Here is a 21659-nt window from a genome sequence, read left to right on the forward strand (position 1 = left end):
GGGCACTGGTCGCCGTATTCCATGACCTTCCAGCCCGCAGGCACCTCCCGGACTTCGAATCCCGGGCCCAGAACCTGGTACACGTAGACGCCAGTGTTGCTCTCCAGGTACTGCTGGCCAGTGCCAATGCTCGGGTACTTCACGTTGCCCCAGAGCACCACCGGTGTTCATCTGGGCGCTCACTCGTGGGAGCGACCCGGGGGCTTCCGGTCGAGCTGGAGCCGGCGAGGGCCAGTGGCGGTCCTGATGGCGTCCGCCGCGTCGTACACGACGACGCCTGAGCCGACGTCCGTGACGGCCTTCGAGGAGAGCGCGAGGCTCGCCTCAGGCCAGTCGTCGCTGCCGTCGGTGTCGTTGAAAGCACTCGCATTCGACCAGGTCACCGTCTGTAACCCGTGGACTCGACCGCCGCGTCCTTGTCCGGGGTGATCGAGTTGTTGTAGAGGGCAGCCTTGACCGTGTCGCTGTCGAGGCCCGTGAAGCCGGTGCCCCTCGCCCCCTGGGGCACCTTCGCCCACTCGACGAACATGGCGCTTCCAGACCATGCCATGTCAGTTCACACCGCTTCGTGAGGTCGCGCATGGTGTGAGCACCGCCACGTCGGTTCCGTCGTCGCAGGTCTTCTCCACCCGCATGATCGGCTGGGCCTCGCCGTCGCAGGTGACGACGTCCCGGCCGGTGTAGTCCTCGCGCTCAACCGCCTCGGCTTTGCACCCTGTGAAGTTCATGCGGACTCTTCTGTTTCGAGGGAAACCTCTTTCCCATCCGGTGTGCTTCCATGCGCCTGACCGTGCTCTTGCGCGCCCTGTTGTTCGGGGAACCATGCCCCGACCATGAGTCGACCGGGCGATCGACGTCCTACAGCAGATGCAGGGTTCGTTGTCTCTGCACTGCCGCCGCCGGTTTCCGTCCCGGGATTGTCGCGCTTCCAGAAAGGCTTCCATGGCCCTCCGATCGCGCTTGGCTCATCCGGTCATCACCCTCGCCGCGGCCTTCTTCATCGCCCTGGCGCTCGTCCCCTTCACCGCCACGACTGCGAGGGCGGCGACACCGGTCTGTCTCCAGGGCAGGTTCTCCTACGCGTACCAGTCCGCCGAGGCCGGAACGACCAAACCCACCTTCACCAAGTACGTCCGCGCCGCAAACGTCGAACTGTGGGGAGCCGAGAAGAGCAACGACACCCCGCGCTGGCTCGGCGTCTCCCAGCTCACCTCGGACGACGGCGCCTATAACCTCTGCTACACCCCCACCACGACCGTCACGATGAACAAGGTGTGGGTGAGGGTCTGGTCGGAGAGCCGTCGGCTGTGGCGCGTCATCGACTCGGCCAACAACGCCTACTTCACCCAGGACTCGCAGACCCTGACCGATGTCGGCGGCGGCACCTACTCCCTTCCCGGCGTCTTTGCCACGGGGATCGCGGGACGGGGCTGGCACGCCCTCGACACCGTCTACGACCTGTGGCGCAAGCGCGACAACACAGTGAGCAACTGCTGGACCGCCGGTGAGCCCGACAACAACGCCTGCACTCGGCTTGAGATCCGCGTAAGCGACGGGACCACCTCCGCCGAGTACAACCCTTGGTCCAACACCGTCTACCTGGACGGCGAGGCCGCCGACTCCGAGCACACCATCCTCCACGAGGCAGGCCACTTCCTCCTGCACCGCCTCTACGACGGCGTGTGGCCGAACGTGGACAATTGCAACCCCCACTACATCCCCACGGCCAGCTCCGAGACCTGCGCCTGGACCGAGGGCTTCGCGGACGCCACCGCCGCATACGTGCTCAACGACTACGACTACGTTCACCCCAACGGCGTGTACGTCCCCATCCAGTACGGCCCCGGGTGGGAAATCGGCGACCAGGTCCAGGGAAACGTCGCCGGCTCACTACTGCGCCTCTGGCGCCTGGTGGAGAACGGCTGGGGGCCGACCCTGACCGCCGTCGCCGCGCAGAAGCCGACCACCTTCTCGCAGTACTTCAACACCACCCGCCCGAACGCGGGCATGTCCACCACCGGCATGGCGCTTCTGCTCGTCTCCAGGAGCGCCGTCGACTACGGCCCCAGCCCCGTGGGCGACGGCAAGGCCCACGGACTCAGCAACGGCGGCCGGTGGGGCCTGGAGCGCGCCGGCGGCTGCGCCGCCACAGCCCCGGCGAACGTCCGTATCAGCAAGTACGCCCCGGCGTACAACTCGTCACACTGGAAGATTGACGCCAACGCGGACGGCACCGTGCGGGTCTCCGACAACTGCGCCCAGCCCCTGACCCTCACCGCCCCGACCGCCGCCGGTAGTACGGTGACCGCCAAGCCCTTCAGCCCGGCGGACGTGTACCAGAAGTGGACCGTCACCCGGAAGAACGGCACCTTCCGGATGACCAACCCCCAGACCGGTCTGGTCCTCGCCACCACCGGCATCGACCAGGACTCCCCGGCCGTCGCCCAGACACCGGGCAGCGCGAACGTCCAGGGCTGGGTTCGCCCCTTCTGACCGACACAGCAACTGCTTTCCGTCTTACTGATCGGTTCAGCAAATGAGCTCAGCTGCGGGTCTTGCCCTCGACGATCTTGGTCGGCAGGGCGTCCGGGTGCGCACTGATCTTGTTCCTGACGATCTGTGGGAGCGGGTGGCCCCGCTGCTGCCGCCCGCCCCCGAACGGTGCTGCCGCGATCCCGAGCGGCGGTGTGTTCCCGACCGAGTGGCACTTGCGGCCGTCATGTACGTGCTGCGGACCGGTGTCGCGTGGCGCGACGTACCCGCGGAGGCCGTGGGGTGTTCCGGTGTGACCGCCTAGCGCCAGCTGCGGGACTGGACCGAGGCTGGTGTATGGCCGTGCCTGCACGCTGCCCTGCTGACGGAGCCTCGCCGCGCATGCCTGCTGGACCTGGACGACTGCGCCATGGACGGGTCACATGTCCGGGCCCTCGTCACCACCGGGCAGCAAACCCACCGAACAGCCCGGGATCCGGCCCCGCGTCTACGCCGACACCCGACAGTCCGGCACCCACCGGTCGCCTGAATCCGGAGAACCATGGGGATGACTGACCAGGCCCAGCGCCCTGACCGCATGTCACCACCGACTTCACCAGCCCGGGTGAGCGCCTGTCACACGATTCTCCCAGCTGGGATCATGAGGGCTCTTCAGCGTCCTGACCAGCCGCTGGAGTATCCCGTAACCGCACCCTGCCACGCCCTGAAAGCCGCCCTGAAAGCCGCCCTCGCACTGGCTTCCCTCGTTGCCTGCACCATCCCAGTGCCGCCCAGCCCGGCCCCACCGGCACCGACCGGAAGCCCCCAGCCACATCCGCCTCCGGCTCGGCCGCCCCTGGCTCACCGGCAGACGGCAGCGGCCTGAGCCTCAAGGAGGCCATCGCCTTCATCCCGGCCGGCGACGAGGTGCGCAACGGATACGAGCGGGGCAGCTTCAACCACTGGGTGGACGAGGACTCAGACGGCTGCTCGACCCGCAACGAAGTGCTCCTGGCCGAGGCCGTCGTAAAGCCGGAGCAGGGGGCACGGTGTGCGCTGACCGGGGGTGAATGGCTGTCCTACTACGACGAGGTGACCGTCACTGCGGCGGGCAGGCTCGACATCGACCACATAGTTCCGTTCGCAGGCCTAGACGATCAAGTCCTATGTCTGGCTGACCCGTCTCGCAGGGTTCCGCCTCAGCGCGCCTTGGCACGATGCCATTGGTGCCCGTCTAGGACAGAAACTTACCTATATCGCGGTTAGCGTCGTCGCCAAGTTGTGGTTCGCGCTCCAGGAGGCAGTTATATGTCCGTCAAGCCGATTCCCCAGGGCTACACCACCGTGACGCCGTGGATCATCTCTCGCGACACGGTGCAGCTCATCGCCTACATGAAGAGGGCCTTCGACGCGGAGGAGCTCGCTTGTCTCACCAGTGAGGACGGAAGCGTCGCGCATGCGGAGGTACGAATCGGCGACTCGGTGGTGATGTTGTTCGACGCGCGGCCGGAGTGGCCGCCGACCCCCGGCTTCCTCCGCCTCTACGTCGAGGACGCCGACGCCGTGCACCGTCAGGCCGTTGCAGCTGGCGGCACCTCGGTCACCGAGGTCACCCATCTGTTCTTCGGTGACCGGGTCGGGAGGGTGCGTGATCCGCTGGGCAACCTGTACTGGATCCAGACCCGCGTGGAGGATCTGAGTCCGCAGGAGATGGAACGCCGCCTCGGCGACCCGGAGTTCACCAAGGCGATGGAGTATGTCCAAAGCGCCGACTTCTTCCCCGGCCGGGCCTCTGACCTCGTCTGACAACGTGCCTATGCGTTGGCCAGGTCGTCGGCCCGGAGCACGGTCCCCCAGCCATCGCGCCGCCCGCCGGCGGGACCGGAGTGTCCAGGAACGCGAAGAGGGTGACCAAAATCGTCGCGTGACGAACAACCTGGACACCCTGCTGACCGCACTGTACGTGAAGATCGACACGCGCTGGCTGCGCTATGCGAACTCGCACATGTCCTCGATGTTTCCGTACCTGCCGCAGCAGTCCGGGTACAACAAGCGCCTCAAGGCGGCATTGCCGCTGGTCAAGAAGGCGATACGGATGCTGGCTGCTGACACGGACTTCTGGTTCGACAATCACTGGATCGTCGACTCCACGCCGGTGCCGCGCGGCATGTCGCGGCCGACGGTGAAGCGGTCGGACCTTGCCGGGTGGGCCGGATACAGATACTGCGCCTCCCACTCGCGGTTCTTCTGGGGCCTGCGCCTGTACCTGGTCTGCACGCCGACCGGCGGGAGAGGAAGCGCAAGGGCGAGGGACTGCTCAAGTCGGTGCGGCAGCTGATCGAGTCGGTGAACGACACGCTGAAGGGGCAGTTGGACCTGGAGCAGCACGGCGGACGGACCTTCGAGGGCGTCGCCGTCCGGGTCGCCCAGCGCATCCTGGCGATGGCTGCCGCTATCTGGCGCAACCACAAGACCGGCGCGCCGATCATGCGCTCGCTGGTCGCATTCGATCACTGAAGACATCGGACTTGATCGTCTAGGACAGCGTGGCCTCGAAGTGGGACGCCGACCGGCGGATGCGGTACGCCAACGACCTCGGGAGCGACCGCTCGCTGGTCGCGGTCATCGCGAAGACCAACCGGTCCAAGAGCGACAAGGACCCCGCCCAGTGGGTTCCGCCGGGCCGCTTCTGCACAGTGCGCCTATGGAGCCGACTGGGTGAGTACGAAGCTCCGCTGGAGACTCAATGCCGATGAGAAGGAGCGCACCGCCCTCAACGCCCTGGCCGACGGCTGCGCGGACACGGTCGTGAAGTACGAGGTCGCACCGTAATCGGACCGGCGGCCATCCCGTCGTGGACGTGGGGAATGCGATGCGTGTGGGTATCCGGTGGTGCCGGGGCGGCGGCGGTGACGTGCACCTGTCGGCAACGGGTGAAATGGATACCACGGACGGCGGATGAAAAGTGAGCCACTCTGCGATCTCTTGATCATTCTGGCTTCAGGATCTCTGGAGCGGGAGGAAGAGAGGGTGATCCTTGTGGAGGACTGGGCTGAGATCCGCCGGTTGCACCGGGCTCAAGGACTGTCCGCGCGGGCTGTTGCCCGACAGCTGGGGATTTCACGGAACACGGTGCTACGGGCTCTTGCTTCGGACCGGCCCCCTCAGTACCGGCGGGCGGCGAAGGGGTCTGCGGTGGACGCGGTGGAACCTGCGGTCCGGGAGCTGCTGCGGCAGACCCCGACCATGCCCGTGACTGTGATCGCGGAGCGAATCGGCTGGGAACGCGGGCTGACGATCCTGCGGGACCGGGTGCGTGAGCTGCGGCCGGTGTATCTGCCGGTGGATCCGGTATCGCGGACGGTCTATCAGCCCGGTGAGCTCGCGCAGTGCGACTTGTGGTTTCCGCCGGTGGATATCCCCCTCGGCTACGGCCAGAGTGGACGCCCGCCGGTCCTGGTCATCGTCTCGGGCTACTCACGGATGATCACCGCCCGGATGCTGCCCTCCCGGCAGACCGGCGACCTGATCGACGGTCACTGGCGGCTGCTGGCCGACGGCTGGCAAGCAGTCCCCAGGACGCTTGTCTGGGACAATGAGGCAGGCAGACCTGGCCTCGGCCGTGGCATCTGGTGCATGCGGCGTCATGGGCACCGCATTGCCTGCACTGGACGCGTTCGTCGGTGTCCTGAGCGGGCGGACCGGCCGGTTTCTGGTTGGGGATGCCGGTGCCGGCGCACCGCAGGCAGCTGTCGAGGCTGCGGCATTCAGCGCAGGGGCGGTACTGCTCGCAGGGGAGGTCGCCCGCGCCTTTGCATCGTTGGCAGGCGACGGTGCCGTTGCCGCAGTCGCAGGACCGGTCGTCGACCGAACCCCGACGTACCAGTCTCAGCGTGGTTGTTTTGGACGGGTCCCGGGGCGGCGGAATGCGGCGCTGACTGATCGTGGTGTCGTACTCCGAATGCTTCGAGAGGTCGAGGGGACCGGCGTGAAAGCGCTCCATCTCCGTGCGGGATTCGACGCACCGGACGATCTTTCCCTCCAGCAGGGGATGCCACGTGATCGCGGCACCCGGCGGCGCCGACAGGGATTCCCCTCGCTTCTCGATCTCGGTCTGCACGGCCTTGAGGACTTCGTCGTCGCTCAGCACCCGTCTCCCCCAACTTCCTTGCGCGGCCTACTCCCGGTCCATAGCCCGCGTGCGCACAGGACAGTACCCAACCGCCGGCCTCGACAACGGCAGTTCACCAAGAGACACCCTGGGGAGGGAACTCCGGTCTTCTGCACAGCGCAGAACACCGGACTCGCCGCCGCAGTTCGGCGTGTCGGCATCGTCAGTGTCTGGGTACGGCCACTCATGCGCCGGGCCATGCTGACGCTTACCGTCACATGCGTGGTCAAGACCCCACACGGAGCGCCCCGCTCTCCGGGCGGTCCGCCTTGTATGCCGCCACAGGGCTCGTGGCCGGGGCGGCGGTGGCCGACGAGCGGACGCCGGGGACGTTCTTGGTCGAGGAGGTTCTTCCCGACGGTTCGCAGATCTCCACCGTCCGCGGCGGACGGGGCCGAAGCGTCCGGCCGCCCCAGGACATCAGATCCGCGTGATCCAGTACAGCCTGGATATACCGGGCCGTGACCAGGCCGAACGCTACCGGCTCATCACCACCCTCATGGACCCCAAGAGATCAACCCGCCCTGCAGGCTCCGGGCCGTGATACGTCATGCGAAACGCAAGCTGTCCCGCTTCCTGTCCTGGAACCCCGACCGTGCCACGGCCACCACAGCGCACCCGCCGACCGGCAGTAACCCTCCAGGTCATCGCGGCCGTCGCACCCCCACCAGTCCTCCAGATCAACGGCATTGAGGTTGAAGAACAAGGTGAGAACAGCACGGTGAACTTCAACCGCGCGTTGTTCTGCGGTGGCACGGTGAATTCCGGCGGCGCCACAACAGAACCAACGCTCAGTCACAGGAGCCCTGCCCCCGCGACGGGATCGCGGGGGCAGGGCCGTTCGTACGGCAGGTGAATCGCTCTCACGGGCCTGTGGCCGCCCCGTGTTCGCCCTCGGGCGGCTTTCTCACGCACTGGTTCCGGGAGAGGAGTCGATCACACCCAGACGTAGAGGTCGTACAGGCCGCCGGCGTTCTCAACGCACTTGGCCTTCCCGGCATAGGAGTCACGCAGGTCTATGCACGTCGCCCAGGAGAACTCACCGATGTAGTCCCATCCCTCGGCCCCGGCAGGCGCCAGGGTGGCGGGCGTGACACCGGCCGTGCCCGAAGCCGAAGCCGAAGCCGAAGCCGGGGCCGCTGAGGCTCCTGCCGTGGCCATCATGACGACGGCCGCGCTAGTGGCGAGTGTGGTGAAAGCCCGCCTTGCTGTAGTACGCATGGTTTCTCCCTCTTCCTAGGGTCTGCTGAGTGCCTCTTCTGAAGCCCCGGTTCTTGTTTGGCGGGGCTTTTCCAGGTCGAACCGGACGGAGCCCCGACCAATCGGGGTCAGCTCACGGAGCTGCTCGGCTCACGTCAGGAGCAGGGCGTGGTGATCGAACTCGCGTCTGACGTGACGTTCCCCGAGTAGATCCAGCCGTGCGGAGCTGCGCCTCCGACGCTGACGTAGTACCACTTGTTCCCGGACTCGTTGTACGTGTAGCACCAGCCGCCGAGTCGCGTCCCCACGGTGAGCGTGTAGCCGCTGGAGTTGCCACAGCCCGCGCTGGGCCCGTTCCTGAGCCAGATGGCGTTCTTTACGCTGGTGCCCCCTGGACCGTTCACGACATTGTCATCCCCGCAGGCCAGGGCGTCGGCGCCGATGTTCGACGGTGTCCAGTTCGGTGCTGCGTCCGTCACGCTCGCGGATGCGTCCGCCGATGCGGTGGTGGCGGCGCTGCCCACCAGCATGGTGGCCCCCAGAGCTATGCCGGTGAGCAACAGACGTACGTGCATATGTGTATCTCCTAGTCGCTTCGTAGATGTGAATCCGCTCGGTGCGGTCGTCGTCTTCACCACGAGCGGGCGAGTTCGGCCCGGCTGCGTTGCTTGGCCTTGGAACAGATCCTGGCGGCACATCCCGAGCCGGCCCTAACACATTCGGCTGTGGCCGAAGTGCCTGACGCAGAAGCACCTTGGAGCGATCTGAGAGCGGCGGGGATGATGACATCGCCAGACCAACCGGAGGGGACATCGCGTGCTGCGCATAACATTCACGTCCGAAGATTTGGCCAGGACTCGAATCGCCTCGACATGGGGCCCGCTCGGTGAGACCTTCTTCTCCTTGACGACCTTGCAGCAGCCACAGGGGCGAGCTCTGTTCGGCAACTGGCGCCAGAGAGTTCACGCCAGGTCGGATGCATGCTCACATCCGGCTTCTGCCCTTTTCCACGAGGCGTTTCTGGATCTTTTTACCTTGACGGGAGTATCGGCCTCGATAGAGGAAGGAATCGAGGCACTGCGTGCGGCCCGAGCAGACCATCTCCACGCCGAGCTCGCCGGAGCGGTCCAGGCCCGCGCCCGCTACTCGCGCTGCACGGGGCCATGGGCGGGTACTGCCTGGGGGGACATCGCGCATGACCGTGAGACCCGCGAAGAACTGGTGGCCTATCTCCAAGACTCCCACCGTGCTGCCGTGGCCCCCTACTGGCCACGCATCCTGTCGCGGTTACAGGCAGAGCAGGTCAGTCACGCCCGCACCCTGGCGGAGCACGGGGTCGAGGCGATGCTCGCCGGGCTGCCGCCGGGATTCCGCTGGAAGTCCCCGACACTCGAGATCGGCCGGGGCTCACTCACCGGTACCGTCGAACTGGACGGCCGGGGACTGCTTCTGGTCCCCTCCGCCTTCTGCCAGACCAGGCCCATCACCTACACCAGTCCAACGGATGACCAGGCACCTGTCCTGCTGTTCATCCCCGTCATCCGCAGCGTCTCCGACGCTGCCACCCTGCTGACAACCCGGGAATTCGGGCTCGACAAAGCCTTGTCCGCCCTCCTGGGTCGCACGCGCGCCCAGGCCCTCCACGCCATCAGCGACGGCCCCTGCACCACCGGACAACTGGCCAAGCGGATCTCCGCATCCCTGCCCACCGCCAGCGAGCAGGCAAGCGTACTCCGCCAGGCCGACCTCATCTCCACCACCCGACACGGCAGCGCCGTCCTGCACACCCTCACCCCGTTGGGCAGCGCGTTGCTCAACGGCCATCACTTCCAGGCTCCGCTCCCCGGCCAACCCCCGCAGAGGCACACTTCATAGCTCAACCGGGTCGACTCCCTCGTCTTCGCGATCGTGCGGACCCGGCCCACGGCCTGTCGCATTTGGGCTCGGATCAGAAGATCAACGCACAGGTCTCCACTGCCCTTCTATCCGCGGGCGCCCGCTCGGCCCCGCACGAGCGCATCCCAGCGAGAACCGTGCGGGGCGTCGCCCGAGAACACGTGCTGTGTGTCGGGGCAATGTGCAGGCCGAAGTCGAACATCCCGGGCGCCCCACGCCGCTCCCATTCCCGCCAGCCCCGGACGACCTCGTCGGCCGGCCGGCGGACGAATGCGAAGGGACCTCGCTGAGAGCGATACAGGGGGTCAAGTCCTGCTGCGAAGTACCCCACCCGACTACAACGCCCGCACGGAGCACTGGGAAATCCGGCGACGAGACCTGCGCCCCGGCCGGCGCGTGCTGTTCGTCGACGACTGGGTGGAGACGGCCGCCACGGCCCTGACGGCCCGCCGGCTGGAGGAGGACAGCGGCGCCGCTTGGGCCGGGTGCAGTGGCCATCGTTGACGCCACAAGGCCATGTGCGCCGTGACCTTGAACTGCCTACGTTGCCGCGCAGGCAAGAACGGTGGTGAGAGCCGTCGGCAGCGGACTTCCTGCTTGCCGTTTTGATCAGCATGTGTCACGCGCGGCGGCCAGGAACGAGGCGCGGCGGAGCGGGGCTTTGGCTGTCGAGCGCGTTTGCGTGTGAGGCGCCTGGTCATGAGGGTGATGGCTGCCCATGTGATCAAGGATTCGGAGTGCTGGACGAGGCGTTCGTAGTCTCGTGCGTGTCGGCGGGCGTGCATCATCCAAGCCCATGTTCGTTCACCGACCCGGCGGCGGGGCAGCACGATGAACCCGGTGGCGTCCTTGGGGCGGTTCACGGTCTTGATCGTGAGGCTGAGGTAGTTCTTTGCCCAGGTCACGAGCTTTCCGGCGTAGGCGGAGTCGGCCCGGACGATGGTGATCTCGGGATGCATGAGGCGGAGGCGGAAGTGAAGTTCCCTGGCGGCGTCGCGGCCGGTGAGCGGGGCGGGGGTGACCATGCCCAGCAGGGGCAGGCCGCGGGTGCCGACTACCAGGTGCCGTTTTGCGGCCGTTGATCTAATGGGCGGCAGTTGGCACGACTGGAGCCCGCTCGTCGCCGGCCGCCGGCGTCAGCACAACGTCCTCCGTTGATCCGGGCCCGTGAGCCCTCAAAGAAGACTGACGTGTGCTGACGCTCGCCGCCGACCACGAGCACCACCCCCTTGATGACCGATGATCATCATGGTTCAAGCCTCCTGCGGGGACCACCTCTTACGTGATCGGGAGCCACCAGCTCCGTTCGAGACTGAGGGCCCCGCAGGTCGCTGGGGTCATGAACGGCTAATCGGATGTCGGGCCAACGAGCCCTTCCATTAAGAGACGCATGCCCTGCACGGCTTTGACCAGCTAAAACGCAGGAAGCAGATGAGAGAGCTGGAGCAAGTGAGAGTGTTCTGCGGCATCGACTGGGCCAGCGACCACCACGACATAGCCATCGTGGACGAATCGGGCGCGCTGAAGGCCCGGGCCCGCATCGACGACAGCGTCGAAGGCCTGAACGAGCTCCTCCAGATGCTCGCCGAACACGGCGACACTGCGGAGAGCCCGATCCCGGTGGCCATCGAGACCTCGCACGGCCTCCTGGTCGCTGCGTTGCGCGCGACCGGCCGCCCTGTGTACGCGATCAACCCCATGGCCGCTGCGCGCTACCGCGAGCGCCGGACCGTCGCGCGCAAGAAGTCGGATCACCTGGACGCCCTGGTGCTGGCGAACATTCTCCGCACCGACGCCGACGCCCACCGGCAGCTGCCCGCCGACACCGAGCTCGTCCAGGCCGTCGCCGTGCTCGCCCGTGCTCAGCAGAACGCGGTCTGGGACCGCACCCAGGCCGGCAACAAGCTGACATCGCACCTGCGCGAGTACTTCCCCGGCTACCTGGCGGCCGTCGGCCACCGACGTGAAGGGATCTTCCACCCGATCGCCCGCGTCCTCCTTGCCGCGGCACCGACCCCGCAACAAGCCGCCAAGCTCACCCGCGCCCAGCTGCGGGCCCTGCTGAAGAAGGCTGGCCGCAAGAACACGATCGACGCTGAGGCCGAGCGCCTCCATACCGCTCTCCGATCGCCGCAGATGCGCCAACTCCCCTTGGTGGAAAAGGCCATGGGTAGGCAGGCCCTCGCGCTCCTGCGTCAGCTGGACGCCGCCTGCACCAGCGCCGACGACCTTGCCGAAGCCACCACCGAGGCCTTCGAGGAGCACCCTGACGCCGGGATCATCACCAGCTTCCCCGGGCTCGGCCCCCTCAGCGGCGCCCGCGTCCTGGCCGAGATCAGCGACGACCGCTCCCGCTTCGCAGACCCCCGGGGCATGAAGGCCTACGCGGGTGCGGCCCCCATCACCAGGGCCTCCGGCAGGAGCACGGTGGTCATGGCCCGCAGGGTCAAGAACCAGCGGCTGGCCGGGGTCGGCTACATGTGGGCCTTCTCGGCGATGGCCCATTCAACCGGAGCCCGGGCCCACTACGACCGCCGCCGCAACGCCGGCGACCGGCACACCGCCGCCCAGCGCAACCTCTTCAGCCGCATGATCGGCTGCCTCCACCACTGCCTCACCCAGCGCACGCACTTCAGCGAGGACATCGCCTTCCCCGCGCCACGAGAAGTCCAGCTGTCCCTGGCGGCTTGACGACTTTCCGCATCGGATGTCTTCTTCCCGCCGTCGAAGCCGCGGCTGTCTCTGCCGAACGTCAAGGCCGCTTCCACCGACTGGGAGTCGATGACGGTGGTCCCCACCCTCGGGCCCTTACTCGTCTCCTGCCGGATCCGCCCGGCGAGGACGTCGCGGGTCTGTCCGGCGATCCCGGCCGCCGCCCAGCGGGCCATGAAGCTCAAGCTGTCCTCCACGGAGGAAATCCGCAGGTAGGGCCCTCCACTTGCACCCGGTATCAACGACGTATCGGAGTTCTCGACCTGGTCACCGCCTGCCACTCGTTCGTCGCCGCAGCCGGCCGCGCGGTCCCGGGTCCGCACGACCGGCCCCAGGTCCTGGTGCGCTGTTCCGAACTGGACAAGGCCGGCGAACATTTCCGCGACTTCGGCGAGATACTCACCGACCGCCTCGGCTCCACGCTCCCCACCTGGATCGACGCCGTCGATGCCAGCCAGCTCCCCGGCCTCACCGGCTTTGCACTCCACCTGCTCCGAGACCTCGACGCCGTGACCGCGGGGCTCACTCTCGACTGGAGCACCGGCGGCATCGAGGGCGCCGTCAGCCGCATCAAGAAGATCAAGCGGCAGCTCGACGGCCGAGCCGGATTCGGACTACTCCGCAAGATGATCCTGCTTCAATGACTCTCCGCGATCGCGACCCCAGGTGTTTCGCCTGAAATGCCTTCTGACCCCACTCGTCAGAAGCGCGGCCCGACACTGGGATGTGAGGCCAAGGCACAGGCCGCGATCTGCAGTTGCGCTTTCCATGCCGCCTCGTCGAGCCGCAGCGTGTACTCGATGCAGCACGCGCATGGCGGAAGTAGCTCCACGAATGCTTGCTCCTCGGCGGTCTCGACCGCTATCTCCGACCACTCGTCCGATGCCAACTCGGCAAGATCCACTTCCCCGGCGGTGAATTGCGCGGCCAGCCTGCGCAGCGCGTATCGTCGGGCCACGTGATGATCGGGCAGAATGATCCCCAATTCTTCAAGAGCCTGCTCGAATGTGTCACGGATGTCCCGGGGGTCCGCATGACGCGGCAGACCGGCGAGCTCGCACAGGGTCGGCGTGTCCATTCCGATTGCGAGTGCCCGGGCGGCGATCATCGGCAGGTCTTCCGGACACACCTGATCCGCCCGATACAGCCACGCTGCCTCCACCAGGGGCGGATAAGCGCTGCGGACAGGGCTGCCGGGATCGGACGTGTCGTCTATCGCTGCCATGACCCAAACGATGCCAGCACGGCTCGCGAGAGTGCCCGGAAATTTCGGCTGTCCCGGCAAACCGCCCGACGGGCTGACCCAACTCATGTTGTTGCCCCCGTGACACTCCGCGACGTTCGATTGCGAGGGTCTGGCTCGCGGTAGGCGACGTACGCCTTGTCGTTTGACAGTCGGAAGTGACGCCCCCTCTGGCCGCTGCCGCAGCCGGTGGTAAGCGGTGATGGTGCTGGTCAGGCGGACCGGTGCACCGTTCTGGGGCTCGCTGGTGTTCGACGGGATCGACAATGTGGACGTCGAGGCGGTTACGGCTGAGTTCGGCACGGTCGAGGTGGAAGCGAGAGGCCTCGCGGCCCGGGGCGGTGTGTCCGGGCCGGCTGCGGGCGCTGCTCGGAGCGCGTCCACAACCGTTGTCAGCGCAGGCTGCAGAACCGTCCGCGAAGCGGGCCACCCGCCACCAGGCGACGCCCAGGGGCCATGCCTGCGGACGCGGGGAGCAGAGCCTCGCCGTCATCGGGCTCGGGCGCGGCGTAGCGATGACGTTGCGCGCCCGGTCACGCTGAGCATCGTGCTCCGTTGGACTTGATGCACCGCAAGAGATTCGGTGTTCACGGCACATGATGGTCTACTGCATGGAGTGATCATGTGCCTGGCTGGTCTGTATGAGGGCTCCAGGCGGCGAGCGAATGAGGCTGCGATGAGTGAACCGACGAAGCCCGAGATCGGCCTTCCGGAGGGTGACGCTCCCACTGAGCTGACAATCCGCGACCTCGTCGTCGGGGACGGGCTTGAGGCGAAGCCGGGCAGGGTTGTCCAGGTTCACTATGTCGGGGTCACCTTCGAGTCCGGAAAGGAATTCGACACCTCCTGGGACCGGGGCAAGACGTTCAAGTTCGCCGTGGGCGGTGGCAAGGTCATCAAGGGCTGGGACCGCGGGGTCAGAGGGATGAAGGTCGGCGGCCGGCGCGAGATCATCGTTCCCCCGCGCCTCGGCTACGGTAACCAGTCCCCCTCGCCGTTGATCCCGGCGGGCTCGACACTCGTCTTCGTGGTGGACCTGCTCTCCGTCGCAGTCTGAGGGTTTCTGCTCCCGGCCTCTCCGCCCGGAACCAAGGGCCGGGCAACACCTGCCGGCCGACCGCGACACCACACCCGTACACCCTTCACCCGCAGCCACGGACAGGGGTACGCGCTGGCAATATCGCGCATCGGCCGTGATCCACAAACGGCAGATACCCCGGTGGCGGGCCTGAATCCCAGCCCGGACCGCCGGCCGACGGCCGGGGTGCCGACGGCCTTGAACCCCCGCGAAACGAATGGCACGACTGACCGAGTACGACGCGGGCCAGGCCGCGAAGCGGCTGCGGGTGACGGCGGCCGCGTTCCGGTGGGCGCGGCACGCCGGGCTCGTCCCGGATCCCGACGTGTGCTCCTGCCGGTGGTCCCGGGCCGCGGTGGAGGGGTTGGACGTCGGTGTGATCCGGGGCGCGTTTCCGTGTGCGCCGATCTCCGCTCATGCGGCGGCGGACCTGATCGCCGAAGTCCTCGGGACTCCGAACACGGTCGGAAAGGCGGCCGTGACCGTCTTCGTGGTCCGGCGGTTCATCGGCTGCGGGCTGCTCACCGGGCTGAGTGCGACACTGGACGGGTCGCTGCTTCATCCCGGGCAGGTCGCGGAGGTCTGCCGGCGGGCGGACCTGGCAGTGCTGGTTCGCCGCCGACACCCCGCTCGGACCGGAACATGCAAGCAGCAGGGTTGGGGGTAACGCGTACGGAGTTCGACCACATGGTGCGCCTCGGATGGATCCGGTCCCCGCAATCGGTCGAGGTCCGCTTCGGGACCTCACGGGCCGGAGCCGCCCACGTCATGCTCTACCGCACCACCGACATCGACGCGCTGCCGGTCACCAACTCCGTCACCCAGACCCGTGTCGGACGGGAGCGCGTCTACTGCTGCGACCAGTGCGGCACCCGCTACCGCCGCTCCGTCAGGCTGCTGCCCGCCGCGGACAATAGCGAGTTCGCCGCGGCATCGCTCGATGCCCTGCCCGACCTGATCGACCGGCTCGACGTGAGCGGCGAGGAGCCCGAGCACGCACTCGCCGTGCTCCTGGAGTGCGAAACGGTCTGGAAGGACCTCAAGAGTGCCGTTGTCCTGCAGAGCCGCGACAGCAGGATGCGGATGCAGACGATCGCGGACATGCTCCACATGAGTCCCAGCGCCCTCAACCGGATGCTGGAGAGCCCGCCCGCCGCCGCGAGCGCCGCCTCGCCCTGGTGACACTGTCCGCCCCGGCCCGGACCATCCGTCAGACACCGTGGCCAGTGCCGCCCCCGGCCACGGGCCCATCCCCACCCTCGCGAGCGCCCTGTCCCACCTGCATCGCCAGAGCGGCAGGACCTGCCGGGCCTGGGCGACGAGGTCCGGGGCGACCCCTCCCACCGCGCCTACACCGATGCCCACACCATCCGCACCACACGGCTCCCGGTCCCCGCCGCGAACCCCCTCCCGTATGAAGTCGCCGTCCTGCACCACGTCGCCTGCCGCACCATCGACCACACCATCGACCACACCAGCGAAACCACCGGGCGCACCACCGGAACAGTCCGCTACCTCCTGCACACATGGGCCGGCAACGCACCACACGCCCCGCCCACCCTCACCACCGGATGGGCGAACTCCCACTCGGAGTCCGGCAGTTCATGGCGATGTATCACCCAACCATGTCCACTAGCCTAGATCGCACGGACAGAGATCTCCTGTCTACGGCAGCAGGCGATTCGCCGGCCGCGATCCGTGCCCGGCGAGATAGAGCTTCATGGCGCACTGGTCTTCGGCCTCAATGAACACCTGCTGCCCCCAATGACCACTGAGACGGTGCGCGACATCGACCAGTCGGCGGCGTTCCTCCGGCGAGTATGCGGGGAAGCGGACCCAGCCTCGTTCGGCGATGATGTTGCCGAGATCGCTGAAGAGCACCCTGCGAACGTGCTGCTCTTCCTCCTCTGTCAGTGGCGTGGATCCGCCTTCCGCGGGCTGCACCTGGACGTTGTACAGGTCTCGGATCACTGGCTTCTCGCAACGTGTTCGGGGCTTTTCCGGAGAGACTATCGGCGCAGCCAGTGGCCACAGCTGCCGGAGTGTCCAAGCGTCTCCCCTCACCGGGATGTCCCGCCTCGCGCCTACGGCACTGGATGTGCCACGGCGTTCTGCCGAGATCGCCTTAGCGACAGCTCCGGGGACTCAAGCACCCGGTCGGGGCCCTCCTCACCCCTTGGCGACCGCGCCACGTATCCCCGGGCGCAGCACCGGCGGTCCGGCCCGCCGCCGTTTCGGGAACTCCGGGGACCTCGATGTTCAGTTCTTCCGGGTCGGCGACCTCAGCGGCGTACGACTCCACGACGTTCTCGCTGCCGCAGCGGCCACCGCCTGACCCGGGACCGCACCACCCGCATTCTCGATGGAACCGTGACAGGAACCTGGGGAGACGTCCGACTGCGACTGGTCGTCCACTCTGCGGATAAACTCCGCCGGGTGGACGACCAGTTGCTCACCGCACGTGCTCGAATCCAACTCGTGCCGGCGGTGCTGGCACTGGCCAATCCGCCGTGGCAACGTGACGTGTGGCTCGACCCGGCCACGTTCGAGAACCTGGACCACCACACCGAGCGGGACGCGAGCGGCGGGGGCAGTCGGCCGCCGTCGATCAGCGCATGGACATCCGCGGTTGACCGGACGTCCCCGTACGTTTGCCCTGTGTCGAGACCCGTGGCACGTCTTCTCCGATTCGGTTCCTTTGTCTGCGTTCTACGTTCTGCGTTCTGCTGACCGCGCGAGCGCGCGGATCACAGCTCGCAGGATGAGAGATGATCAGGTGAACTGTTCGGGGAGGACTTAGATGACCGTCACCTTGCAGGTGGACGCGACGCCGTCTGCGTCAGCGCTCTTCCTGCGCCCTTGGAATGATCGCGACGCCGGGCCGCTGGTCGCGGCATATCGCGATCCCACGTTGCGTCGTTGGACGAGGCTTCCGGTAGAGAGCATCGAGGATGCAGCCGAGTGGCTGGCGCTTCAGAGACGCGGCTGGGAGACCGGAGAACGGCTGAGCTTCGCCGTGTATGAAGATCACTCCAGCACTGGCGAGGGCCGACTGGCTGGGAACGTGGTCATGAAGCGGACCGGTCCCAGCCAGGAATCGGCAGAGGTCGGCTACTGGACAGCAGCCCACGCCCGAGGCCGAGGGGTGGCCCCTCGTGCTCTCGAATCTCTCACCCGTTGGGCGTTCGGCGTCTTCATGGTCGAAGGTCTGGAGCGTCTCGACCTGCTCCATCAGGTGGACAACCTCGCGTCGTGCCGGGTCGCGGAGAAGGCCAGATACGAGTTTCACCAGGTCCTTCCGGCTCGGCCGCCTTTCCCCAGGGACGGCCACTTGCATATACGAAGGGCCGACACCCCGACCTGATGTCGGGGAGTCGCTGCTTGCCCGCGTTGTCAGTCGCATGATCCGATCACGGTGTAGGCGGGCGCCAGGGAGTGGAGTCACGGATGCCGTCTCAGCAGCTGTGGCCCGAAGGCGGACGATCTCTTCGTATTGGGCTGCGGGTACGGCGACGGTGTGCGGCCGGGTACGGAAGCCCAGGCGGCCGCCGCGGCGTGCCGCGTGGACCCGGGCGGTCAGTGCGCCGGCGGCGAGGCGTGCCCGCTCGTACGGGGAAGCGGACCGGTTGAGGGTCAGCGGGCGCAGCACGGCCTGGTCCTCGGTGTCGCGCTGTTAGAGGGCAGGGTCGGCGGTCATCATCCGGTGTCCGGCCGGGCGAGTGTTGGCGTCACCGTCTTCACCTGCACGAGCCTGCTTTCAGGGGGGCTGCTCCTGGATGCTTTGCCCCTCACATAGAGGTTGGCCCCGCGGAACGTGCGACGGACCCGCGGGGCCACACGAGCACCGTCCTGTCAGGGGCACCCACACCGACCGTACGGATGACGGGCCTTGAACGCCCGCTGGACTCGCCCAGCCGGGCACTCCTCCACATCCGGACTGACCACCCCGCGCAGCACGGTGTCACCGCTCCGGCGCAGGTGATGTTGTGACTGGTCGCGATAGATGACATCAGCGGAGCTCGCCGAGCAGGCGCGATGCTCCCCTCCGGTCTCGATAGTTGGCACCGTCTGGTCATCGTTGTTGGCACCTCCTCGGGTTGGTCGGCCGACCCCTGTCTCCGGCGTTGGGCTGTTTCCTCCAGCCAGGGACCTTGCTCAGCTCGATGCGACTGAGCGCGATGGCGCGGGTCACCCGGCCAGGTAGGTGCTGAGATTCGGTGGTGCCGGCGATCAGCCGCCGTGGAGGCCCCACGCGTCGAGGCCGCCGTACACGTGGGCTTGAAGGCATCGCGGAGTGTCCATGGAGACGGCCTCGCCTCGGTAGAGGGCGATGAGCGAGTCCTTGCCCCGCCACCACGTGACCGTCACGCCCTGTACTTCAGGCACCGGCTCGAAGCCGACGAGGTCCAATGACGCGACGGTCTTCCCCTTGATCCTTGTCCCGGTCCTGGCCCAGCGACCGGCATGGGCGGCGAGCGCCAAGGACTCCACCCATCCGTCTGTGCTGGCATGCAGCGGTGTCCAGCGGTAGGCATCGATCCCGAATGCGCCGTCGGAGCCGATCATGAATCCGTGGGCCATGGACACCCGACAGCTTCCCGCCGGAAAAAACCAGCCCTCTGCCGCCGAGCCCCCGGGACAGTCGGTGCCCAGGATGCGCGGACCGTCCTCGTAGAACGGGGCAGGCGACAGCGCAAAGCCGCCCCAACGGTCCTGGAAGGCCGCGGCCCGGTCGAACTCCACGGCCGGGACCCCGTGCTCGATCCACCTCTCTCGGTGCTGCCCGAGGCCCTGCCGAGAAACGCGAACGCCGTCCACCTCGACGAACCTTCTGGCCCGGTCGGTCAGGCCGGCAGGCGCGACCGGGATCGGCGATACGGGAGTGGGGCCGTCATGGTGCCGGAGTCTAGTGGCGGGGTTCGGTCGCGCTTTGGGTTTCAGTCGTCGCGACCAGGTGTCATCTATCGCGACCAGTCACAGGATGTCGTCGGGGGCGAGGTCGGGGCGCAGGCGGTGCCAGGAAGGGGCCCGGGCGTCCGGCGCCGGGTGCGGGTTGTGTAGCGGATTTCGGCGACGAGGCGCGGTGTATCCATTGGGCTTCGGTGACCGGTGGGGTGTCGGTGAACGGGCAGGTGTCGGCCGAGGCCTCGGTGAGGAGTTGGGCGAGGGTGGTGCGTTCGGTGTCGTTCCATCCGGTGCCGACGCTACGCAGGGTTCCGTCCAGGTCACGTTGGCCCAGGAGGAGGGCTCCGGGGAGTCCGGCGAGATGGCCGCGGCTGAGGACCCAGCCGCCGACGATGACATCGACGGTGCGGACGTTGCGGATCTTGATTCAGGCGCGGGAGCGCACCCCTGGTTCGTAGCGGGAGGTCAGACGCTTCGCGAGCAGCCCCTCCAGCCCCACTTCCCGGGTCATGCCCCAGGCCTCGGTGCCGTGCCCGGTGACCGCCGCCGGTGTAGACCGGGCCGGGCCCGCAAGACGGAGGCTTCGAGTACCTCGCGGGGTTCCGTGTACGGGGTCCGGGTGAGGCCGGTGCCGTCGAGGAGCATGACGTCGAACAGCATCAGGTGGGCGGGTACGGTGCGGGCCAGGCGGGCTGCCTTCGCGGGTGCCCCGGCCAGTCCCATCCGCGCCTGCAGCCGCTCGAAGTCACTGCGGCCGTCCTCGTCCAGGGCGACGATCTCCCCGTCCAGAACTGTCGGCCTCCCACCCAACACCTGTCCGAGCGAGGCTAGTTCGGGGTAGGCGGGGGTGATGTCGGCACCGGAACGGGCCCGCAGCAGCACGTCCCGTCACAACGGTGCGGGTCAGGCGGGCGGCCTTCACGGTGCCCCGGCCAGTCCCATGTTGCACCTCGTAGGCGTACCCAGGCGTCCGAGGCCGGTGGTGGCAGGCGGCCTGGGATGGCGAGCATGGGGTCGATCCGGGGCCGGACGCTCATGACATCGGGGAGGGGGTCAGGAGGCGCTGCTCTTCTTCGCCGTCGTCTTCCTGGTGGTGCTGGTCTTCTTTCCCTCGGCCGTCTTCTTGCTGGTGGAGGTCTTCTTGCTGGTGGTCTTCTTCGCTGGGGTGGCCTTCGTCGCCGTGGTCACCTTGCGGTGCCGCATCTCGTGCACCGTGGCGTGCTCGTCGCTCTCCTCGCCGCGACCCTCCTTCGCCGCAGCGACCGAGGCGTTCAGCGCGGCCATCAGGTCCACGACCGTCCCCGAATCCCCCGCCCCGGCCCCGGCCCCGGCCGGCTCCGGGAGCGCCTTGCCCTCGGCCTTCGCCGCGATGAGTGCCTCCAGGGCGTCGCGGTACTCGTCCCTGAACTCGGGGAGGTCCTCGACCGTCATGCTGTCGGCGAGCTGGACCGCCTGCTCGCTCTCGCCCTCCTCCAGCTCCACGGGCGTCGGGGTGAGGGGTTCGGGGCTGCGGATCTCATCGGGCCACCGCATCGCTTGCAGCATGATCGCACCCGACTGAACCCGCGGCAGACCCGGCCTTTCGCGGTTGGGCCAGGAAAATTTGGCGCCCGGGAGCCGGTCGGAGCGCTCCAGCGCCCTACGGAGCAGCGCGTACGGTTTCGCGGCGACCTGTCCGTCGATCCTACCGACCGTCAAGCTGACCGAATGGGCTCTGAGCTGCGGCAATGCGTCGCGGGCACGTCGGCTCCGACTGTTTCATCGCCTCGATCACGAAGCTGCTGGGAGCCTTCCCAAGCATCCTTTGGAACCACATCCCGGCCTTGAGACGGGTACAGCTGTTTGGCTCTGAGAGTATTCATGCTCGGCTCACGCAGTGATCGTTCCCGGAGAGGGGGTTCACCGAGAGATCGTCGATTACTTTCCGAGGAGCGGTGACGCTCTCATCGGGGGCGTTGTGGAAGCCTGGCGCTCATGGCGAC

Annotated in this window: 19 protein-coding genes and 8 pseudogenes; 14 read left to right on the forward strand and 13 right to left on the reverse strand. The window is 67.4% G+C overall.

Annotated features, from left to right (window positions below):
* Window positions 1–179: 179 nt before the first annotated feature.
* Genes OHA98_RS20750 through OHA98_RS20760 form a run of 3 tightly spaced genes read right to left on the reverse strand, consistent with a single transcriptional unit; the run spans window position 180 to window position 728 of the window.
* A complete protein-coding gene (locus OHA98_RS20750) occupies window positions 180–383 on the reverse strand; it encodes a hypothetical protein (protein WP_266928104.1) in 204 nt (67 codons plus the stop codon).
* Window positions 380–550, reverse strand: coding sequence for a hypothetical protein (locus OHA98_RS20755; RefSeq protein ID WP_266928106.1), 171 nt, complete (start codon window positions 548–550; stop codon window positions 380–382). The genes OHA98_RS20750 and OHA98_RS20755 overlap by 4 nt, the downstream gene beginning before the upstream one ends.
* Window position 551: 1 nt before the next feature.
* Complete coding sequence (locus OHA98_RS20760; protein WP_266928107.1) at window positions 552–728, reverse strand: hypothetical protein; 177 nt, start codon at window positions 726–728, stop codon at window positions 552–554.
* A 214-nt stretch (window positions 729–942) separates the two neighbouring features.
* Here OHA98_RS20760 and OHA98_RS20765 point away from each other — a divergent pair, with 214 nt between their 5' ends.
* The 6 genes and pseudogenes from OHA98_RS20765 to OHA98_RS20790 all read left to right on the forward strand — a co-directional run.
* The gene (locus tag OHA98_RS20765; RefSeq protein WP_266928109.1) at window positions 943–2493 is read left to right on the forward strand and encodes an RICIN domain-containing protein; all 1551 of its coding nucleotides are present in this window, start codon (window positions 943–945) and stop codon (window positions 2491–2493) included.
* A 97-nt stretch (window positions 2494–2590) separates the two neighbouring features.
* Window positions 2591–2929 (forward strand): annotated as a pseudogene (locus OHA98_RS20770) (transposase); the annotation flags it as partial.
* An 851-nt stretch (window positions 2930–3780) separates the two neighbouring features.
* The gene (locus OHA98_RS20775) at window positions 3781–4278 is read left to right on the forward strand and encodes a VOC family protein (RefSeq protein ID WP_266928111.1); all 498 of its coding nucleotides are present in this window, start codon (window positions 3781–3783) and stop codon (window positions 4276–4278) included.
* 118 nt (window positions 4279–4396) lie between these two features.
* A pseudogene (locus OHA98_RS20780) lies at window positions 4397–4989 on the forward strand (hypothetical protein).
* A gap of 23 nt (window positions 4990–5012) precedes the next feature.
* Window positions 5013–5304, forward strand: a pseudogene (locus OHA98_RS20785) (HNH endonuclease); the annotation flags it as partial.
* A gap of 198 nt (window positions 5305–5502) precedes the next feature.
* Window positions 5503–6072 (forward strand): annotated as a pseudogene (locus OHA98_RS20790) (helix-turn-helix domain-containing protein); the annotation flags it as partial.
* A gap of 1507 nt (window positions 6073–7579) precedes the next feature.
* On the opposite strand, the gene OHA98_RS20795 reads toward OHA98_RS20790, so the two are convergent.
* Both OHA98_RS20795 and OHA98_RS20800 read right to left on the reverse strand, forming a co-directional pair.
* Complete coding sequence (locus tag OHA98_RS20795) at window positions 7580–7864, reverse strand: hypothetical protein (RefSeq protein ID WP_266928113.1); 285 nt, start codon at window positions 7862–7864, stop codon at window positions 7580–7582.
* A 134-nt stretch (window positions 7865–7998) separates the two neighbouring features.
* Window positions 7999–8418 (reverse strand): hypothetical protein, encoded by a 420-nt coding sequence (locus tag OHA98_RS20800; RefSeq protein ID WP_266928115.1) that lies wholly within the window; start codon window positions 8416–8418, stop codon window positions 7999–8001.
* A gap of 460 nt (window positions 8419–8878) precedes the next feature.
* On the opposite strand from OHA98_RS20800, the gene OHA98_RS20805 reads away from it, so the two are divergent.
* Window positions 8879–9718, forward strand: a complete 840-nt coding sequence (locus OHA98_RS20805; protein WP_266928117.1) for a helix-turn-helix transcriptional regulator — start codon at window positions 8879–8881, stop codon at window positions 9716–9718.
* A 632-nt stretch (window positions 9719–10350) separates the two neighbouring features.
* Here OHA98_RS20805 and OHA98_RS20810 read toward each other — a convergent pair.
* Window positions 10351–10809 (reverse strand): annotated as a pseudogene (locus OHA98_RS20810) (IS5/IS1182 family transposase); the annotation flags it as partial.
* A gap of 361 nt (window positions 10810–11170) precedes the next feature.
* Here OHA98_RS20810 and OHA98_RS20815 point away from each other — a divergent pair.
* Window positions 11171–12430, forward strand: coding sequence for an IS110 family transposase (locus tag OHA98_RS20815; RefSeq protein ID WP_266928119.1), 1260 nt, complete (start codon window positions 11171–11173; stop codon window positions 12428–12430).
* Window positions 12431–12450: 20 nt separating this feature from the next.
* Here OHA98_RS20815 and OHA98_RS20820 read toward each other — a convergent pair.
* Window positions 12451–12706, reverse strand: a pseudogene (locus tag OHA98_RS20820) (transposase); the annotation flags it as partial.
* Window positions 12707–12792: 86 nt separating this feature from the next.
* Between OHA98_RS20820 and OHA98_RS20825 the strand changes: the two are divergent.
* Entirely contained in the window at window positions 12793–13095 is a 303-nt protein-coding gene (locus tag OHA98_RS20825) for a hypothetical protein (RefSeq protein ID WP_266928121.1), read from the forward strand.
* Window positions 13096–13151: 56 nt separating this feature from the next.
* Here the strand turns inward: OHA98_RS20825 and OHA98_RS20830 are convergent, their stop codons facing one another.
* Window positions 13152–13676, reverse strand: a complete 525-nt coding sequence (locus OHA98_RS20830) for a hypothetical protein (protein ID WP_266928123.1) — start codon at window positions 13674–13676, stop codon at window positions 13152–13154.
* 694 nt (window positions 13677–14370) lie between these two features.
* Between OHA98_RS20830 and OHA98_RS20835 the strand changes: the two genes are divergently transcribed.
* The 3 genes from OHA98_RS20835 (at window position 14371) to OHA98_RS20845 (ending at window position 15954) form a co-directional block, all read left to right on the forward strand.
* Window positions 14371–14751, forward strand: a complete 381-nt coding sequence (locus OHA98_RS20835) for an FKBP-type peptidyl-prolyl cis-trans isomerase (protein WP_266928125.1) — start codon at window positions 14371–14373, stop codon at window positions 14749–14751.
* Between the two features lie 238 nt (window positions 14752–14989).
* On the forward strand, window positions 14990–15439 hold the full coding sequence (locus tag OHA98_RS20840; RefSeq protein WP_266928127.1) for a hypothetical protein: 450 nt from the start codon (window positions 14990–14992) through the stop codon (window positions 15437–15439).
* Window positions 15440–15459: 20 nt separating this feature from the next.
* Window positions 15460–15954 carry a hypothetical protein gene (locus OHA98_RS20845; RefSeq protein WP_266928129.1) on the forward strand — a complete coding sequence of 165 codons (495 nt, stop codon included), beginning with the start codon at window positions 15460–15462 and terminating at the stop codon, window positions 15952–15954.
* A 483-nt stretch (window positions 15955–16437) separates the two neighbouring features.
* Here OHA98_RS20845 and OHA98_RS20850 read toward each other — a convergent pair whose 3' ends face one another.
* Window positions 16438–16743 carry a hypothetical protein gene (locus OHA98_RS20850; protein ID WP_266928131.1) on the reverse strand — a complete coding sequence of 102 codons (306 nt, stop codon included), beginning with the start codon at window positions 16741–16743 and terminating at the stop codon, window positions 16438–16440.
* 205 nt (window positions 16744–16948) lie between these two features.
* Between OHA98_RS20850 and OHA98_RS20855 the strand changes: the two genes are divergently transcribed.
* Together OHA98_RS20855 and OHA98_RS20860 are read left to right on the forward strand one after the other, a co-directional pair.
* On the forward strand, window positions 16949–17107 hold the full coding sequence (locus OHA98_RS20855) for a hypothetical protein (RefSeq protein WP_266928132.1): 159 nt from the start codon (window positions 16949–16951) through the stop codon (window positions 17105–17107).
* 465 nt (window positions 17108–17572) lie between these two features.
* Window positions 17573–18136, forward strand: a complete 564-nt coding sequence (locus OHA98_RS20860; RefSeq protein ID WP_266928134.1) for a GNAT family N-acetyltransferase — start codon at window positions 17573–17575, stop codon at window positions 18134–18136.
* Between the two features lie 132 nt (window positions 18137–18268).
* Here the strand turns inward: OHA98_RS20860 and OHA98_RS20865 are convergent.
* The 4 genes and pseudogenes from OHA98_RS20865 to OHA98_RS20880 all read right to left on the reverse strand — a co-directional run.
* Window positions 18269–18493, reverse strand: a pseudogene (locus tag OHA98_RS20865) (conjugal transfer protein TraA); the annotation flags it as partial.
* 509 nt (window positions 18494–19002) lie between these two features.
* Window positions 19003–19641 carry a hypothetical protein gene (locus OHA98_RS20870; protein WP_266930828.1) on the reverse strand — a complete coding sequence of 213 codons (639 nt, stop codon included), beginning with the start codon at window positions 19639–19641 and terminating at the stop codon, window positions 19003–19005.
* A 105-nt stretch (window positions 19642–19746) separates the two neighbouring features.
* Window positions 19747–20714 (reverse strand): annotated as a pseudogene (locus OHA98_RS20875) (ATP-dependent DNA ligase).
* Window positions 20715–20730: 16 nt separating this feature from the next.
* On the reverse strand, window positions 20731–21405 hold the full coding sequence (locus tag OHA98_RS20880) for a Ku protein (protein ID WP_323179613.1): 675 nt from the start codon (window positions 21403–21405) through the stop codon (window positions 20731–20733).
* Window positions 21406–21659: the final 254 nt, after the last annotated feature.

The organism is Streptomyces sp. NBC_00654 (assembly GCF_026341775.1).
Taxonomy (GTDB): domain Bacteria; phylum Actinomycetota; class Actinomycetes; order Streptomycetales; family Streptomycetaceae; genus Streptomyces.